Source organism: Psychrobacillus sp. FSL K6-1267 (genome assembly GCF_038003265.1).
In the GTDB taxonomy this organism is placed as follows: Bacteria; Bacillota; Bacilli; order Bacillales_A; family Planococcaceae; genus Psychrobacillus; species Psychrobacillus faecigallinarum.
On record NZ_JBBOOR010000001.1, the window covers coordinates 2,237,089 to 2,253,623 of the forward strand.

General features: G+C 35.2%; 14 protein-coding genes, 1 pseudogene and 1 other annotated feature. Of the genes and pseudogenes, 4 read left to right on the forward strand and 11 right to left on the reverse strand.

Annotation, left to right across the window (positions count from 1 at the left end; all coding sequences use genetic code 11):
* Window positions 1-238 precede the first annotated feature (238 nt).
* Entirely contained in the window at window positions 239-961 is a 723-nt protein-coding gene (locus MHB55_RS11295) for a YiiX/YebB-like N1pC/P60 family cysteine hydrolase (protein WP_151109538.1), read from the forward strand.
* Between the two features lie 69 nt (window positions 962-1,030).
* Window positions 1,031-2,233: a hypothetical protein gene (locus MHB55_RS11300; RefSeq protein WP_340863252.1), complete on the forward strand. Its 1,203-nt coding sequence runs from the start codon at window positions 1,031-1,033 to the stop codon at window positions 2,231-2,233.
* A gap of 65 nt (window positions 2,234-2,298) precedes the next feature.
* Here the strand turns inward: MHB55_RS11300 and MHB55_RS11305 are convergent, their stop codons facing one another.
* The 7 genes and pseudogenes from MHB55_RS11305 to MHB55_RS11335 all read right to left on the reverse strand — a co-directional run bounded on the left by MHB55_RS11305 (window position 2,299) and on the right by MHB55_RS11335 (window position 10,747).
* Complete coding sequence (locus tag MHB55_RS11305) at window positions 2,299-2,745, reverse strand: GNAT family N-acetyltransferase (RefSeq protein WP_340863253.1); 447 nt, start codon at window positions 2,743-2,745, stop codon at window positions 2,299-2,301.
* A 370-nt stretch (window positions 2,746-3,115) separates the two neighbouring features.
* A complete protein-coding gene (locus MHB55_RS11310; protein ID WP_340863254.1) occupies window positions 3,116-3,589 on the reverse strand; it encodes a DinB family protein in 474 nt (157 codons plus the stop codon).
* 91 nt (window positions 3,590-3,680) lie between these two features.
* Entirely contained in the window at window positions 3,681-5,321 is a 1,641-nt protein-coding gene (gene metG / locus MHB55_RS11315) for a methionine--tRNA ligase (protein ID WP_340863255.1), read from the reverse strand.
* 88 nt (window positions 5,322-5,409) lie between these two features.
* Window positions 5,410-5,672, reverse strand: a binding site (T-box leader).
* Window positions 5,673-5,817: 145 nt separating this feature from the next.
* Complete coding sequence (locus MHB55_RS11320; RefSeq protein WP_144536078.1) at window positions 5,818-7,170, reverse strand: amidohydrolase family protein; 1,353 nt, start codon at window positions 7,168-7,170, stop codon at window positions 5,818-5,820.
* A 420-nt stretch (window positions 7,171-7,590) separates the two neighbouring features.
* Window positions 7,591-8,451, reverse strand: a pseudogene (locus tag MHB55_RS11325) (serine/threonine protein kinase).
* Window positions 8,452-8,619: 168 nt separating this feature from the next.
* On the reverse strand, window positions 8,620-9,558 hold the full coding sequence (locus tag MHB55_RS11330) for a DUF2268 domain-containing protein (protein WP_154310677.1): 939 nt from the start codon (window positions 9,556-9,558) through the stop codon (window positions 8,620-8,622).
* Between the two features lie 448 nt (window positions 9,559-10,006).
* The gene (locus MHB55_RS11335; RefSeq protein ID WP_154310676.1) at window positions 10,007-10,747 is read right to left on the reverse strand and encodes an SDR family oxidoreductase; all 741 of its coding nucleotides are present in this window, start codon (window positions 10,745-10,747) and stop codon (window positions 10,007-10,009) included.
* Between the two features lie 530 nt (window positions 10,748-11,277).
* Between MHB55_RS11335 and MHB55_RS11340 the strand changes: the two genes are divergently transcribed.
* A complete protein-coding gene (locus MHB55_RS11340; protein WP_151109526.1) occupies window positions 11,278-11,607 on the forward strand; it encodes a hypothetical protein in 330 nt (109 codons plus the stop codon).
* Window positions 11,608-11,921: 314 nt separating this feature from the next.
* Here the strand turns inward: MHB55_RS11340 and MHB55_RS11345 are convergent, their stop codons facing one another.
* Window positions 11,922-12,992, reverse strand: coding sequence for a citrate/2-methylcitrate synthase (locus tag MHB55_RS11345; protein WP_340863256.1), 1,071 nt, complete (start codon window positions 12,990-12,992; stop codon window positions 11,922-11,924).
* A 104-nt stretch (window positions 12,993-13,096) separates the two neighbouring features.
* On the opposite strand from MHB55_RS11345, the gene MHB55_RS11350 reads away from it, so the two are divergent.
* Window positions 13,097-13,357 carry a LysR family transcriptional regulator gene (locus MHB55_RS11350; protein WP_340863257.1) on the forward strand — a complete coding sequence of 87 codons (261 nt, stop codon included), beginning with the start codon at window positions 13,097-13,099 and terminating at the stop codon, window positions 13,355-13,357.
* Between the two features lie 32 nt (window positions 13,358-13,389).
* Here MHB55_RS11350 and MHB55_RS11355 read toward each other — a convergent pair whose 3' ends face one another.
* The 3 genes from MHB55_RS11355 to MHB55_RS11365 form a co-directional block, all read right to left on the reverse strand.
* Window positions 13,390-13,761 carry a YolD-like family protein gene (locus MHB55_RS11355; RefSeq protein WP_186318055.1) on the reverse strand — a complete coding sequence of 124 codons (372 nt, stop codon included), beginning with the start codon at window positions 13,759-13,761 and terminating at the stop codon, window positions 13,390-13,392.
* 283 nt (window positions 13,762-14,044) lie between these two features.
* Complete coding sequence (locus MHB55_RS11360; protein ID WP_154310675.1) at window positions 14,045-15,037, reverse strand: LLM class flavin-dependent oxidoreductase; 993 nt, start codon at window positions 15,035-15,037, stop codon at window positions 14,045-14,047.
* A 150-nt stretch (window positions 15,038-15,187) separates the two neighbouring features.
* A complete protein-coding gene (locus MHB55_RS11365; RefSeq protein ID WP_340863258.1) occupies window positions 15,188-16,507 on the reverse strand; it encodes a dihydrolipoamide acetyltransferase family protein in 1,320 nt (439 codons plus the stop codon).
* Between the last annotated feature and the right edge of the window lie 28 nt (window positions 16,508-16,535).

A 16,535-nucleotide genomic window follows, 5' to 3' on the forward strand; every position in this document is an offset into this window, starting at 1 on the left:
TAACATTCTCTTTTATTAAATTCAAGACAAAGGGATACTTTTCCTGCTTGTTGTTCTAGAGGAAAATATTTTTCCCACTAAACGATATATCTTTTCTGTACATTTATCAGAATATCATCATTATTACTTAAAAAATTATTAACAACTCTTTTATTACCTAATATTTTTCCCAATTGTAAAATTATACAATTAAATTAATATTATAGATGAAGTAAAAATATGAAAAAGGAGTTGTATTATGAAAAAATCATTCGCAGCTTTATCATTCACGGCAATGTTATTAGCTTCAACTTCCTTTAGTGGTGCCTCTGCCAACAGTTACTCGTACCTTGACGAAATTTTGACACTCCAGCCAGACGTTTCTAGCAATGAATTAATGTCCAGCGTAGAAGAAATTGCAAAAAACACTGGAGAAGCAGAGCAACAAATTTTAGAACAAATCTACAAAGAGTTAAAGAACGATCAAGCTCAGGGATTGGCAGAAGCAAAATCCAATCAAACAAGCGGTGATAGTGGCGGGACTGTAAGCGTAGGCAACAGTACAAAAGGTAACTTCTACTACACGCCTTCACAAACTGCATACCTTGATCATGGGCACGTAGGCTTATATTACACTTCCACAACTATAGTAGAATCCGTGCCATCAGCTGGAGTACGTACTATTTCCACTACAGCTCGTAAAGTGGATAGTTCAGGCGCATTAGTCAAATCAGTAAGTACTACTACAACTAATAGAAATAATGCAGCGAACTGGGCATACTCACAGGTAGGACAGAGTTATTCATACAATTTCGCTACCAATCGTTCTACTGGTCACAATGGAGCTAAAAACTGCTCTAAACTTATCTGGTCGGCTTATAAACTTAATGGTAATTTAGATTTAGATGATGATGGAGGCCTTGGTGTATATCCAAGAGACGTTAGAGATGCTCCTAGTACAAAATTAGTTAGAAATATTTAAAACAAAATGGCAATAGGCACAAATAGCATTGCTGCCTATTGTCATTTAACCTTTAGGAGGGTTATATAAATGAAAAGAAATATTATAACTATTATTGGAATGTTTGGCCTAGGGGTTTTCTTTTATTTTACTTACACTTTATTTTTCAACCCTACAAGCGCAGATAGTAATTTGCTTCTATCTATAGCTGATTTGGAGAAGGAAAATTTTTTACATAATAAAAAAGCTATTATCTACCTGTCTACTACCGCTGATCAGGATATTGACGGAGAAGGATTTAGCTTTGCGGTTTTTATCGATCAGAAAGGTAAGGCACAAGCGCTAAAAATGGAAGGCTTGGAGTTAGGTAGCACGGCTGTTTATGAAAACAGTGTTTTTCTAGAGGAAAAAAACAAGGTACGGATAGTTGGGGAGGATTATAAAGAATTTCCAATGAAAGCGGACCAATACACTGGTGAGCGTACTGGTTTTATCGAGAACAAAAATATATTTTTTAGTATTTATAATAGTGGATTCACTCAAGACGGAAGCGGCTATCTTTCTGATGTCCGTTTTGGAAACAAAGAAAAATTTCAAACAGATAGCATTCCCTTTTATATTGCTTCCTCTGGGATAGAAGGCGACAAAGTTAATATACTTACACAGGATGTTGATAAAAACCAATTCGATTTAAGGCAAGTTACTTTTGATAGTTCATTAGAGGTCGATCATTTGACTATGTTAGACACACCAAAGAATGAATTTTTTAATTCATTGGCTCCTTTGCTTTCAGATAAAAAAAATTATTATTTGATACTTTCATCTGTAATTGATGATTTTAACGAAAAAACTTCCCTTTACCGAATTGCAAAGGATACTTATGAGCAGGAGGTTTATGATTTTATAGAATATAAAGACATGAAGGATTTGGTGTCCACTATTCCTTATAATTTTAAAAACTCTGCTCATATTCACCAAGACGTTTTGTATTTTATCAATGGTCTAGGAGATGTATATACATTCGATACAAAAAACGAAGAAATTCAAAAGAAATTTTCCATAGAAAATGCTAGTAAATCAAAAATCAGACACAACGAGGAAACTTATTTTAAAGATAACTCACTTTATGTGCTAAGATATAGCGATGAAAAAAAAGAAAAATACTATTTAGAGGAATATAATTTAGACAATGGTAGCCGTGTTAATACTTTAGATATTACTGGTTTCCACGATTTATTATCGAGTGTTCAAAAGAAAAGTATTTATTCTTACGATCTAAAAGTTTTAGAATAGTTAAAGACAGCTCCATCTAAAGAAAACAAAAAGGAAGCACCAAATTGGTTCTTCCTTTTACTCATTTATTCATTTATATATTTGACAACGGCCATCTCTTTTCCGAACCTATCACCATTATTGATGAACCCAAGTTTTGAATATAGATTATGTGCTCCTAGATTGTCCGGGTGATAACCAACTACAATTTTTTTCACATCAGGTAGTTTAGACATTTCGAAAAGCATCAGTTCTGAAGCAATCCTTCCAATGCCCTTCCCTTGAAATTTCTTATCAATCATTATTCTATATATCCAGTAGCCATCAAGCTCTTCTTTAACCGAATTATACATTAGAAATCCAACTATAGCTCCATCACAAATAATCGCATATGGCTTTAAGGTAACTTCAAACTTGGACTGTGCGATTGAGATTGCATTTGTATCTATATATTCTTTCTGTTCCTCAGAAATTTCTAGTTGGCAGCATTCATACCAGTTTTTTGAACTTAGTTCTTGTAATCTTATTTCCACAAAATTTCCCCTTTTTGATGGTTGAACGCTAAATTTAACTAATTTAAATAGGACGTTCACCTTTTTTGTTTTGTAATCCCAAACTAATTAGTTTATTTATCATATTGAACGCCCCCCTGTTAAAAATTAAATTGATTATACTTTCCGATTATAGCATAAGCTAGATTATAATCTTTCTATCCATTATAAATTTTCAGACTCTTGAAATTTAGTAGCTTTTTCGTCTGCTTAAACAAGTTAGGTCGATTTCTCTAATAAAGTCTGGCCGTTAAGATAAAATGAAGTTCTTTATTGTAATTGTACCTAGATCGGTTTATTGACCCCATGCTCATAAAAAAACCACCTTTATTTTAATAAAGGTGGTTCTACATTACATTTGTTGTTCTTTTGTTGGTCCCATTACTCCTGGAACTTCTAAACCAGCTTGACGAAGTAATACGGTCATTTGACCACGGTGATGAGTTTGGTGGTCAACGATTTTACGTAAAATTTGCCCACGCTCTAACGTTGTACCGAAAGCTGGAACTCCCTCCACTAAATCTTTGTCTGTTAAAGAAGAGGCTGCATTTTCAAGTGATTTTGCCATATTTTCATAAGCTGTCACAATTGCTTTTGCTGATGCTGGTATTTCTTTAGGATTACCCACTGTAGGTAATTCAAGCTTAGCAAACTTTGCTAAGAAAATTGGTGCTGTTGTTAAATGCCAAGCTAACCAACCAAGTGTGTTATGATTTTTTACTATTGCTTGATCTAGCTTATCGTCTGTCATAGCCTTAAAAACATTTGCTGTTCCTTCCGCCGACATTGTCCATTCCTGTATAAAATCCTCTACTTTACGATACATTAATATACGCCTCCTTCATAGTTTCCTTTTTAATTTTAAATAAAATAATTGCTTATTCAAGGAAAAGGACTTGAATCAACATATATGCTTGTTAGGCATTGTTGACATTCTTATTCAATTGATCAAGTTCATCTTGAATAACCACGGTGTCAATTCTTTCAAATAGAGGAGTAATGTTTTTTATCGTTTTCCCTTTGACATGAACTGGCTCCCATTGGAAGTTGTCCATTCTCAATATCTTCCGTACTTCTTCACTAGAAAAGGGCAAAAACGGGAATAACAATTGAGCGACATTTCCAATTATATAAACGCAAGTTGTTATAGTATTTTTACTTGTATCCTTTTCTTCTTTAATTTGTAACCAAGGTTTTTGCTCGTCAAAGTATTTGTTAGCATCTCGAATATAGGTAAAAATAGTTTCTAAGGCTGTTTTAAAATGAGCCTCTTCTATTAATTTGCCGATTCTAATATACAAGCTTTCGGTTTGTTTTATGATTAAATCATTAATTTCTTCTTCGGGTATCTGACCTTCATATGATTTTTCTATAAACTTTAATGTACGATTGATAAAGTTGCCATATGCACCTAATAGCTCCCCATTATGACTATGAATAAATTCTCTCCAGGAAAAATCTGTGTCTCTATTTTCCGGAGCATTAATTGTTAAGAAATACCTTATAGAATCAGGATGATATTTTTCCAAAATATAAGGAGCCCAAACTGCCCAGTTTTGGCTAGTAGATATTTTTTTCTTTTCCAATGTTAGATATTCATTAGATACGATATGTGTTGGAAGAGCTTTATGACCGATTCCCTTTAGTATTGCTGGCCAGATAAGTGTATGAAAAGGTATGTTATCCTTTCCATGAACGTAGTAAGATATTGTCGCTTCATCCCAAAAGCTTTGTACATCCTTATTATTTTGTAATCCCCACTCCTTACTCGCTGAATAATATCCAGAAACAGCTTCAATCCACACGTAAATTTTCTTTTCCTCATAGCCTTTTATAGGAATACTTACTCCGTTTGGAAGATCTCTTGAAGCCGCCCGATCTTTAAGGCCCTCACTCAAATATCGCTCTGTCAGTTGAACGGCATTGTCTCGCCATGCATTGCTTTTCTTAGAAACCTTCACATAGTTCTCCAGTTCCTCCTGAAAGCTGCCTAGTTCAAAATAAAAATGTTCTGTTTTTCGTATACTCGGTTCATTACCACAGAGTTTACAGCTTCTGTTTGTTAAATCTAAAGGGTCTAAAATTAAAGAACAGCTGTCACATTGATCTCCTCTAGCCTTGCTTCCACAGTTCGGACAAGTTCCTTCTACATATCGATCCGGTAAAAACTGCCTATCCACTTCACAATACGTTTGTTCTATTTCTTTCTTGTAAATATAACCATTCTTCCATAGCTTTAAAAAAATATCTTGTACGACAGCGTGATGATTGGGGCTATCTGTTCTGGTAAACATATCATACGTAAAGCCCAAACGTTTAAAGGTATCAACAAACTCATTATGGTAGCGATCTGCTATTACTTTTGTTGTACTACCTTCAGAGTTAGCGCGAATGGAAATTGGCGTACCATTACAATCACTCCCAGAAACGTATAATACATCTTCTCCTTTTAACCTAAAATACCTAGCTAATATATCTCCTGGTAACAATGCAGCTATGTGCCCCAAATGTAACGAACCATTGGCATACGGCCACGCTCCCCCTATTAAAATACTCATTTTTATCTCTCCTTATTTAAGATACTCTTTTATAAAATCTAACGTTTAAATCATTCCATAAAAAAAACCTCCCCCCTATCGAATAATCGATAAGGACGAGGGTTAAATATCCCGTGGTACCACCTTAATGCTCAAATAGCTCACACTACTTGACTCCATAAGTACATAGCAAGAATGCCTTTATACTTTGACATTGATAACAAGTGTCAACTCTTGTCGTATCCTACTAGTCGCAAAACGTTCAGTACGAAGCTCCGAGATCATGTTCAAATAATTAGTTTGCCTCATTTCCACCGTCAGAAGCTCTCTTTATAACATCATTATTTTACTTTTCCTCTTCAACGCTTTTCATATTAAGAGAATTATATTGACTTTCTTTGAAAAAATCAACACTTACTTTCCATTTTTCTAGTTTTAAGTTTAAAGTATGTAGAAACGTAGAAAGGTCTAACTAATTTTATTTACAATTTCCTAAAACTTTTTAGTTTAATTAATATTAGCTAGATTTATAATTTGTATCTAGAAAACTATTCATAAATTCCTCAACGGATTTTTTTATGTTTTCCTCTGTTGGAACCTTATCAAGCAAGTCGTCCTGTGAATATACGGTACCACCTTTGATAATAAAATGAATTTCTTTCGTATTACGTATGTCTTTTAATGGATTTTTTTCAAGTACTACCATATCCGCGATTGTGCCTTCTTGAATAACCCCTATATCTTGCCTATCTAGTGCTTCAGCTGCTTTAATCGTGGCAGTTCGTAATGCATCTATTTCAGATAAACCAATTTCTACAAATAATTCTAGCTCTCGGTGTAATGCCATACCAGGAAATGTAAATATACCAGCAGGGGTATCAGATCCAGCAACCACTGTCCCACCTAATTCGAAATAAGCCTTTGTAATTGCCTTGTTATAAGTATGTTGTATGCCTAACGAATTTAATGAGCTAGTATTTTCTATAAATCTTCTCCAATGTTGCATCAACACAGCATTCTCTTTTAGTTTGTTCATTATTTTTTCTTCTGGATACCAGTAATTCCTCATTAAATTTACTTGATCATACAAAACCATTGTCGGACAAAGCACTACTTTATTTTCCACAAGTATTTTACATACCTCTATAATTTTTTGCATGTCAGGATTTTTCCAATCAATTGTCTCCCATATATTTTCGTCTGCTTGCATAGTCCAGTTAGGAAAAATATTTTTTATAATACCTGAAGCATGCTCGTTCCATTTAATACCCATTTTTGCTGCCTCTGTGGCAGTAACCTCTATTGAATGTACTAAATCACAGCTAACTTCCTTATGAAGAAGTTTTGCTTCCTCCACGACTATTTTCATCATTTCTTTTTTCAACCAACCATACACTTTGATAAAATCTGCTCCCGCTTCAACCTGTCTTTTAACCTCAGCTCTTGCACTACAAGCATCATTAATATTTATGTTCCAAGGACTATTCTCTCCCCATAACCCCGGTGGTCCATCAATAATTCTATCTGCTGAGATAATTCTTGGGGTAGGTGCCCCGCTGGATGCGTTAATTATTTTTTTTAACTCTCCGATGTTACCTCCTGTGTTTCTAACTGTTGTAACACCAGAGGCAGTGAAAATAGGGGCATAGTCCCCTTTCATATGTACATGCATATCAATCAAACCAGGAATAACAAATCTTCTTTTCAAATCATAAATAACTGCTTTTTTATGAATATAGCCAATAGGCTTATGTGCAGAAACAATCTTTGTAATAAAACCATTTTGAATAAGAAGATGAGAATAAATTGTTTTACCAGTTACAACATCGATCACATTTGCATTTTTTAATAACAATACAGAATTCTCCATGGCACACTTTCCTTTTCTCCCAGAATATGTGTAGCTTCTAATCTAATTAAAAGATTTATATCTTTGGTTTCAAAGGCAAACTGATTGATGGGCATTTCATTATATTTGAATATTTGTTCCTATATAATAAAATGCCTTCTTCTTAAAATCTCAGATAGTACATCCTAAAAAGAAGCTTCTCTTTCTTTTCCCCTTGTATGAGTGTTTATAAACAATATCTGAATTTTTTCTTGTTATATAATTTGGCTATCATAGGCCATTCATCAATTCTTTTTCAATAAATTTAATAACAAAACAGCAATATTCTTAGCATATTTTGTTTGTAGAACAATATTATTTTGGGCTTGAAATTAACTATTTATTACTATTCTAGCTTACATATTTATTTTCCTTTAAATAAATTAAAAACATAAAATATAATTAATCCTTGAAAGAAAACTCTTTATCTACAACTAACTTCCATTCTGTGAAGAAATCTACAATTGAAGAATAACGATTGTCTTTTTCAATCTCTACTGCCCTTCTAGCAACACTATATAATTCTTTTCCTGCTTCCCACTGGTTATATGAACGGTCAAGAGCACCACCTAAAATATAAAAAGCGATGGCACCCATATTAAAAACATTCGAACGTGCATCAATTTCTGCACACATCTTAAACTCTTCTGGTGACATAAACCTTGACGAACCCCAAAGCCTACCTTTTTCATTATAGAATGGTTTAGAATGGTACAAATCTACATCACATATTTTTGTCTTATGCTGTTGAAAATCGTATAAAATACTTCCATCATAAAAGTCTATTGCTGCATAATTACTTTTTTCTACATGTACATGAAACTCAAAAATAGTAGAAAGAGACTTTATTCGTACTTCTAAAGGCAGCAGCTTAAACCTCTGACAAGCTGGACAATGAGCCATATTCTTTTGTATATTTAGGCCATCAAACCATTCATACACAAGTGCATATCCTTCTTCCATCTCTCGGTGTTCTACTAGTTTAACTAAATGTGGATGATCTAATGCTTCGTACACAACTTTTGCATTTTTAAGTTTATTAATTGCTTACCCTGGTTTTCCCTTGTAATTTACAGGAGTGGCGCCAGCATATTTAACGAAGTTCTTTAAACCATCTTTTATCACCCCAAAAGAGAGATTTCCTGAATCCTGTCGGTCAAACACACAAAAAACCTCTCCATAATCATGTATCCATCGAAAATCATGGATATCTTTTAATGGAAAAGATACTCCGTCTAATATTACCGTTTGCCCATTTCTCATATTAAATTTGGTAACTCCTCTCTCAAATCTTTATAAAAAGTCGAGTGCATAACAAGAAGAATACCGATTTTCTAAAAGCTCAAAAAAATATCCTCTTATGAAACAATTGTCTAGAAAAAAGTATTACCCTTATTTTTCTTTTGTTTGTAGACAGAGGAATTTCATAAACTAATCTACATACTTACTTTTAGCTAGTATTTCTTGTGCAGACATTTTGGTCCATTCTTCTGTAGAAACGTCATGATTTTTCTCCAAAAAACTTCGCATGATCTCATAACCAATTTTGTAATTGGTCCATTTGGCTATTCCTTTAAAATGATTACCGACGAAAAGGAAATCCCAAATTTCTGATTCCTCTGATTCTAAGTTTTCTTTGAAAACTTTCCAGCCCTGCTCCTCATAATAACCAGAAAGTGGCTGTTGCCAAACCGGTTCCATTTGTGGATAGATGATTTTGGCAAAGGTATCTGCCTTCCCCTCCAATATACATCGCTCCAGTAATGTGGGAGCGTCTCCGCTCTCCATAGCAACCGTATGATGGTATTCATGAGCAACCGTATACTTTAAGGCCAGCTCTGTGAATGACGGGTTAATCTTCAGATAAAAATGTTCCTTACCAAATGTTCCACCAGCCACGTAGTCCAAGTCTTTTAGGGATGCTTCCTCTTCTACAAAGGAAGGAAATACGTAAATCGTCTTATCTTCTCCAGAAAGCCTGCCTGAGGATTCCTCTAATGCTTCCTGGATCCATTTATTTATTTCCTGCTTATTACTTTTTAATTTTTCTAGATATTCTCTTATTTGTTCTAGTTTCTTTGGAGCTGGTATCTCTTCGTACAAAGAAACAGTGTGATTAGAATTTATTGCAAAGGCCTTCTTAACCTCTTGATTAAATAACGCTTCTATATTACTAGGCTCTTTTTCAGCCTTATCAACAAAGTTCTCATATTCCTCGAAGAAAGTATATATTTCAAATTGCTGACCATTATGTTCCATTAAAATCGGGTTCTCATGAGTTGGATTATTTGGTTTTACTGTTTCCTCTGTGCATCCAGAAAATATTACAAACATACATATTAAAATAACAAGCTTCATCAAATTATTCATAGCTTTCCCTCAGATTCATTAGTAACTATGCTACTACTATTAATGGGCAGAAATATTTTGTAGTAGATTATTATGCACTAATATATTCTCGGCAATAAATACTTCTACCACTATCAAAAAAGCTTACAAACCATTTTATTTAGGATTGTTTCTTGTAGAATATCGCCTTAACCAAATAGGCGTGGCAGTAAAAGGGGTAAAACATACAAGTTAACTTCCATTTGCTTGGTTGATTAAAATCATCTATTTTAAATTAGTAGAAGAATCAACTTTATAGGTTTCCTTGCCTATTAATCTCTCTTCAATTAGCAGAGTAGGATTTTCTTCATTGTAACTTACTGATAACCGTTCCAATGGAAATTAGTTAACATTGTAAAAACTAAAAGAATGGTTAAAATACAAAGTATGTCAATCTTGGAATTGTATTTTGATTTTTCTTCTATCCTCATCAACGATTAAAACCACCCTCTGAATGAATAACTTGACCAGTAATCCAAGCTGCCTCATCGCTAGCAATAAAGGATACGACCTCTGCCACATCGCTAGGCTGACCTATTCGGCCCATTGGAAAATTCGGTAAAAGGTGTTCTCTTATTTCATCGGTCATCCAAGTTGAATCGGTGGGGCCAGGGTTTATTGCATTTACTGTAATTCCGAGGGGTGCTACTTCCGCAGATAATGATTTTGTAAAAGCTGTTATAGCACCCTTGGTGGCAGCATAAGCAAGTTCTCCTGGCATTGCTCCTAAATCCTGTCCTGATGTCATATTTATAATTCTTCCGTTCGCTCTCTCTCTCTTAAAGCGACGGACAAATTCGACACTCAGCAAAAATGTTGTTCTCATGTTTACTGCATAATGGGCATCCATTGTATTGCCGTCTAATTCCAAATAACCATCTCTTGTCGAATGCGCTGCATTGTTAACTAGTATAGAAGGCGTTCCCAACTCCAGTTCCACTGAATCTAGCACCACTTTGTAAGCATCACTCGGTGATAAATCGATTTCCATTCCTACACAACGGATCCCTAAATTTTCTAGCTCTTGTTGTAACCTATTGATCCACTCATTGTCCGCCTGCCAGTTAGTAAAGAATATATCTATTCCTTTAGAAGCTAATTTTCTACAAATTGCAGTTCCAATATCCCTGGGATGACTTGCTCCAGTGATTATTGCTATTTTATTGTTCATAGTTTTTCTCCTATTCTACTTTGAAACTCGATGATAAAAATATATAATTGGAGATTCAAAAAGTAGTAATTTCAATATATATGTAAATGAAAATCTGTTATTCTACATTCCGTATTAAGATTTTTTAGACTCTGCATAATTGTATTGGTCTGAAATCTAAAATAATTGAAGTTCACCACTCCAATAACATCTATAAATACCATTATATAACAGAATAATTTGAAAATACACGAAATATTATCTTCTATTTAATTGCTGATTAGAAGTCTTTGTATTATGCCATACTCCCCTTTGCGTATTTACAGTAATGTATATCCACTGATTTCCTAGTAAAGTTGCAGGAAACCAATTAGGGGTATGTTGGCGGGGTAGGTTAGATTACGGTCTAACTGTCCTTTCCAAAGTTCGGTTTTCTCCACATCAGTTTATTCAATTTTTCGGTATAAGCACTCTTCTGATGCCAGAAAATTACCTTTAATTGTAAAAATATCCACATTAGGTTAACCTTTTATAGAAGGGGTGTAATTAATATGAACGGTGATGCTATTGTTTGGATTGTTTTATTATTGTCTCTTGTAATCTGTGATGGTTTAGCAGTGTATTTATACCAAAAAAGGAAAATTCCTTTATGGGTTTCTTCAATTGTTATGGCCCTTTTAGTTCCGGTGATAGTCTATTGTTTTATCGCTTTCGGAATTTATTATGCTAATAAAAACTTTGATCCAGATGACACAAGAGAAGGAATTGCTTTTGCAGGAGGATTTATGGTTTTAGTTCTTGCATTGAATGCAATTATTATGTTTGTCATAGGAGTTGTTTTAAATATTTACACATTCATCAAAAATAAACAAAAATCATAAAAAAGTCATGTGTTTTATAACACATGACTTTTTATATTTAGCAAACTAAACACATAACAGTTTCGACTATATAGCGATATAACCAATACCAGATGCCTGAGAACAATCCCATTATGCGTCACGCAGACAATGTGGGTGGGCAGCTAACAACATGTTTTGTGTAACAACAATAGCGGCAGAGATGGCTTATCGCTCCTCTCGCAAAGAGTACACCAAAACGGAAATCCACAATACTTAGTTCAATATGATTTCTTTTTATTTAAGTATATATAGAAAATAAACATTTGCCGGATGCTTCTGCATTATTACCTCTATTACTTTAATTCCCCTACATAAATGGATTGTGGGCGGAAAATGGTGTTGTCTCTTATTTGTTCAATAGCATGTGCAGTCCAGCCTACCATTCTAGCTACACTAAATGTAGGTGTGAATAGTTCTGCTGGCATATCTATCGAGCGCATGATTGCAGCAGCATAATACTCAACATTTGTGTATAGCTTGCGTCCAGGCTTATGCTCTGCAAGTAAATCAATAATTTCTTTTTCTGCTATAGTTGCGATATCTAACCAAGGATCCTTTCCTTGGAGGTTTAAGCATTTGTCTCGAAGTAAAATGGAACGAGGGTCCTCTGTCTTATATATTCGGTGACCAAAGCCCATTATCTTTTCGCCATTTATAATTTTATCTCTTACAATGTCTCTGATCATTGTAGGATTTTTAAACTCATTGAGTAGTGAAATTACCCCTGAAGGCGCTCCTCCGTGCAACGGTCCCTTCATTGTTCCTAACGCTGAAGTTACTGCAGCTGTAAGATCTGACTCTGTCGAAATCGTTACTCTAGCAGCAAAGGTCGAGGCATTTAAACCGTGCTCCATCGTTAGCTTTAAATAGGTTTCAAGCGCTTCAACTTGTACATCTGTTGGTACTTCACCATTTAGCATCCATAAATAATTGGCAGTATGGCTAAGTTCTTTTTTAGGCTCTACTATTGCTAATCCTTTTTGGTTTCGATAATGTCTAGCAACTATGACCGGCAGTGCTGCTGTTAAAATTATCGCCTGCTCTTCTAGTGATTTTTCTTTAAATTCTGCATGAGCATAGCCTGATATCGTCGTTCTCATCGCATCCATCAAGGACACTTCCATTGGAAGAGCATCAATAATTGCAATTATGTGATTTGGTAGTTCTCTAAATTCATTTAAAGATGGAAAACTAGTGTTTGTTCGTTCCCCTGTCCACAAAAAATTGGCGATATCTTCAAATGACCCTTCATTTACTAGCTCATCTACTTTTACCCCACGGTATCTAAGCTCTCCTATATCTCCATCCACCGATGCGATTTTTGTATGAACAGCAACTACATCTTTTAATCCTTTTTGAAACATATGAAACGCCTCCTTTTTCTTTATTATATTTAAAAACATTGATAATAAAAATTAAATATATATAATTAACTTAATTAAAAAAGTTAATCAAGTAGGTGAATATAATGGAATATCACTGGTTAAAAACATTTTGTGTAGCTGCAGATACCTTAAACTTTCGAAAGGCATCTGAAAAATTAATGGTCTCTCAGCCAAGTGTGACCGTCCATATTAAATTACTGGAAGAGTATTTAGGTACGGAATTCATTATCATTAAGGTATTTAGCAAATCTAACATTGAATATATCCCAAGTGATTCATCAGTTATCTTGTCTATAATTATTTTATGTTTGAATCTATTTAGACTTAGCACTTCCAAACAATAAAGACCTCTATAAGGAGGTCTCTCAGAATGTTTTTATTCTAATATCGTCACGTCCACAATTTCATCCAATTTCACTTCAAAAAATTGAAATGGATCTTCTAATTCGATAATGCGCCTAGTTAAATCAATCCATTGAATTGTCCCTCGATGATATAAAAATTCTCCATCTTTCCAACGTTTAATTTTTATGTCTACATTTCTTTTCATCGCAAGTTCAATTTGTTCTTGAATTGCTTCATAGTCGAACTCATTTAGATCTGGGCGCGGAACTTTTTTTATCTCCTCATGATAGTCTCTCAACATCTTCACGTGTTCAGGCAACATCATCGCCACCCACTTTTTTGAACCTCTATCACGGATTTTAGATAAATCCAACGCGTTCCAGTCTTCCTCGAAATTAGCCATCTCCATCACCTTTCTTTTTTATCATTATATAGAACGTTTGTTCTGTTATCAACCGCCAATTTAAAGCAATTCATGTTATAAAGTATTATTCTTGTTTTTTCCTGTTAGCAAACAATCTATACTAGAAAGCAAGCAAGGCAAAAGTATGTTTTTTGAGTTGAGAATTGTAATAGTACGAACGAAGTCAATTCAAAAAGCGAGTAAGTGAACGACGAATCGTTCACTTACTCGCTAAAGATACCAAGAAGCTCAGTCAGTATTAATATAAAAGAGAATCAAGACACTACAACAATTCTTTTGCTAACAATCGATATACATCTAAACGCTTTTGCTGAGAATGCGGTATACTACAAATCATCGCCTCATCAAACCCATAATGCGCCTGTTCTTCTTGAAGAGTAGTAGCTACTTCTTTTGCAGAACCAACTAAATGGATTTTACGATTTTCCTGGATCATCATGCGATCCATTTCAGATAAAGGATAGTTTTGTGCTTCTTCAGGTGTCATAAGCTGGCGAATTTGTCCCTTCATCAGAGAAAGTCTAGATATATCCTGTGGAAGTGCTTCAAATTCTGCCTCTTCTTTTGTTTCAGCAACTGTCACTAAATACGTTACGTTAATCTCAGGCTTTTCCATTAATGCTGAAGGTTTAAAATTTGTACGGTATGCATTTAAAATAGCAGGAGTCATTCCTCCCTGAAAGAATTGTGCAAAGGAATATCCCAAGCCCATCTTTCCTGCCTGAATCGCACTGTTCCCTGTCGAGCCAAGCAACCAAGCTTCGGGAAGCACGATATTAGATGGAGTAGCAATCGTTTTATTGTACACACTGTCCTCGGGAACTTCGTCATTTAAAAGCTGTAATGCAGTTCCTAGTTTTTCATACATATTGTTCACCATTGGTGGACGGCCCTCAGAAAGAGCATGCATCGCATAGTTATCCCCGCCAGGAGCACGCCCCACTCCGAAGTCTATTCTCCCTGGAGAAAAAGCACTTAACGTCTTAAAGACCTCTGCAAGCTTAAGAGCTGAATAATGCATCATCATAACGCCGCCAGTACCAATACGGAGCTTTTGAGTTTTAGCAGCAAGATGGGCTGCAATGACTTCAGGAGCTGAGCTCGCAAAAGCCCCGGTTCCATGATGCTCAGCCATCCACATACGGTGATAGCCTAATTCGTCAGCTAAAAGGGCTAATTCTTCTGCTTTTTTTAATGCATCTGCTGCAGTATTTCCAGCCGTGATCGGTGCTTGATCTAAAACACTTAATTTCATAATATATAATCGTCCCTTCATAGAAAATTCATGTGTATCTCTTTCCTTTTAAATGCTATAGAAATAGTTTAAAAAAGTAAACGAAAGGGACTTAAGTTTTATAAATAAAAAAAGGCGAGAGCCCTTACTGAGGGACTTCTCGCCTGAATATTAATATACAGATGTATTTTCCTTCGAAATATTTTCTAATATTTCTTTCACACGAGCTAAGAAGCGACCACAAACAAGGCCATCTAGCACGCGGTGGTCTAGAGATAGACATAGGTTCACCATATCTCTTGCAGCAATCATGCCGCCATCCATAATAACTGGACGCTTAACAATAGATTCCACCTGAAGAATTGCTGCTTGTGGGTAGTTGATGATACCCATTGATTGAACAGAACCAAATGAACCAGTATTGTTGACTGTGAAAGTACCACCTTGCATTTCATCTGATTTAAGCTTACCAGAGCGAACTTTTCCTGCAAGCTCATTCACTTCACGTGCAATCCCTTTAATAGTCTTTTCATCTGCTTGTTTAATCACTGGAACAAACAATGCATCATCTGTTGCAACCGCAATCGAAATATTGATGTCTTTCTTTTGGACTATTTTGTCACCAGCCCACATAGAGTTCATCATCGGGAACTCTTTTAATGCTTGTGCTACTGCTTTAACGAAGAAGGCAAAGTATGTAACGTTAAAGCCTTCTTTTTGTTTAAACTCATTTTTAATAGAGTCACGGTATTGAACAAGATTAGTTACATCCACTTCTATCATTGTCCAAGCGTGAGGCGCTTCATGCTTACTACGTAGCATATTAGCTGCAATTGCTTTTCGAACGCCTGTAACAGGAATTTCAATATCACCTGCTCCGACTGGAACATTAACAGGAGCAGACTTTGATTGGGAATTCGCAGGAGCAGAAGATACAGCCGGCGCTTCTTCTACGGCAGATTTTGCAGCAGGAGCAGCCTTTGGAATCTCTCCACTATCTATGATTTTTAGTAGATCCTTACGAGTAATCCTGCCTTCATTACCAGTACCTGTTACTAAAGAAAGGTCTATGTCATGCTCCTGAGAAAGTTTAAGAACTGCAGGAGAGTAACGAGCTTTTATTCCTTTATCCCGTTCTGCCGGTGCTGATTGGATATGTTTATTCACTTCAGCTGGTTTAACTGTTTCTGCAGTTGGTTCTTCTGGAGCTGCTTCCTTCACTTCTACAATTTTTTCCTCGGAAGAGCCGCCTTCTGTTTCAATTGTACAGACGATTTCTCCAACTGCAAGCGTATCTCCTTCATTTGCAACAAGTTTTTTAATGACTCCTGTAAAGGAAGAAGGTACTTCTGCAGTAACTTTGTCCGTATTGACCTCTGCAAGTGCATCATATTTGTTTACATGATCGCCTGGTTTAACTAACCATTTTTCGATTGTTCCCTCGGTTACACTTTCCCCAAGCTGAGGCATTTTAATTTGTTCTAGTGCCATATGGGTTCCTCCTTTAATAGATCAAATT

Bases quoted from the DNA above. Each gene is read 5' to 3' on its own strand.
- MHB55_RS11340 (WP_151109526.1), top strand. From the start codon at position 11,278: ATGAACGGTGATGCTATTGTTTGGATTGTTTTATTATTGTCTCTTGTA.
- MHB55_RS11310 (WP_340863254.1), bottom strand. From the start codon at position 3,589: ATGTATCGTAAAGTAGAGGATTTTATACAGGAATGGACAATGTCGGCG.
- MHB55_RS11350 (WP_340863257.1), top strand. From the start codon at position 13,097: ATGGAATATCACTGGTTAAAAACATTTTGTGTAGCTGCAGATACCTTA.
- MHB55_RS11330 (WP_154310677.1), bottom strand. From the start codon at position 9,558: ATGAATAATTTGATGAAGCTTGTTATTTTAATATGTATGTTTGTAATA.
- MHB55_RS11295 (WP_151109538.1), top strand. From the start codon at position 239: ATGAAAAAATCATTCGCAGCTTTATCATTCACGGCAATGTTATTAGCT.
- MHB55_RS11335 (WP_154310676.1), bottom strand. From the start codon at position 10,747: ATGAACAATAAAATAGCAATAATCACTGGAGCAAGTCATCCCAGGGAT.
- MHB55_RS11300 (WP_340863252.1), top strand. From the start codon at position 1,031: ATGAAAAGAAATATTATAACTATTATTGGAATGTTTGGCCTAGGGGTT.
- MHB55_RS11345 (WP_340863256.1), bottom strand. From the start codon at position 12,992: ATGTTTCAAAAAGGATTAAAAGATGTAGTTGCTGTTCATACAAAAATC.
- MHB55_RS11365 (WP_340863258.1), bottom strand. From the start codon at position 16,507: ATGGCACTAGAACAAATTAAAATGCCTCAGCTTGGGGAAAGTGTAACC.
- MHB55_RS11355 (WP_186318055.1), bottom strand. From the start codon at position 13,761: ATGGCTAATTTCGAGGAAGACTGGAACGCGTTGGATTTATCTAAAATC.
- metG (WP_340863255.1), bottom strand. From the start codon at position 5,321: ATGAGTATTTTAATAGGGGGAGCGTGGCCGTATGCCAATGGTTCGTTA.
- MHB55_RS11360 (WP_154310675.1), bottom strand. From the start codon at position 15,037: ATGAAATTAAGTGTTTTAGATCAAGCACCGATCACGGCTGGAAATACT.
- MHB55_RS11320 (WP_144536078.1), bottom strand. From the start codon at position 7,170: ATGGAGAATTCTGTATTGTTATTAAAAAATGCAAATGTGATCGATGTT.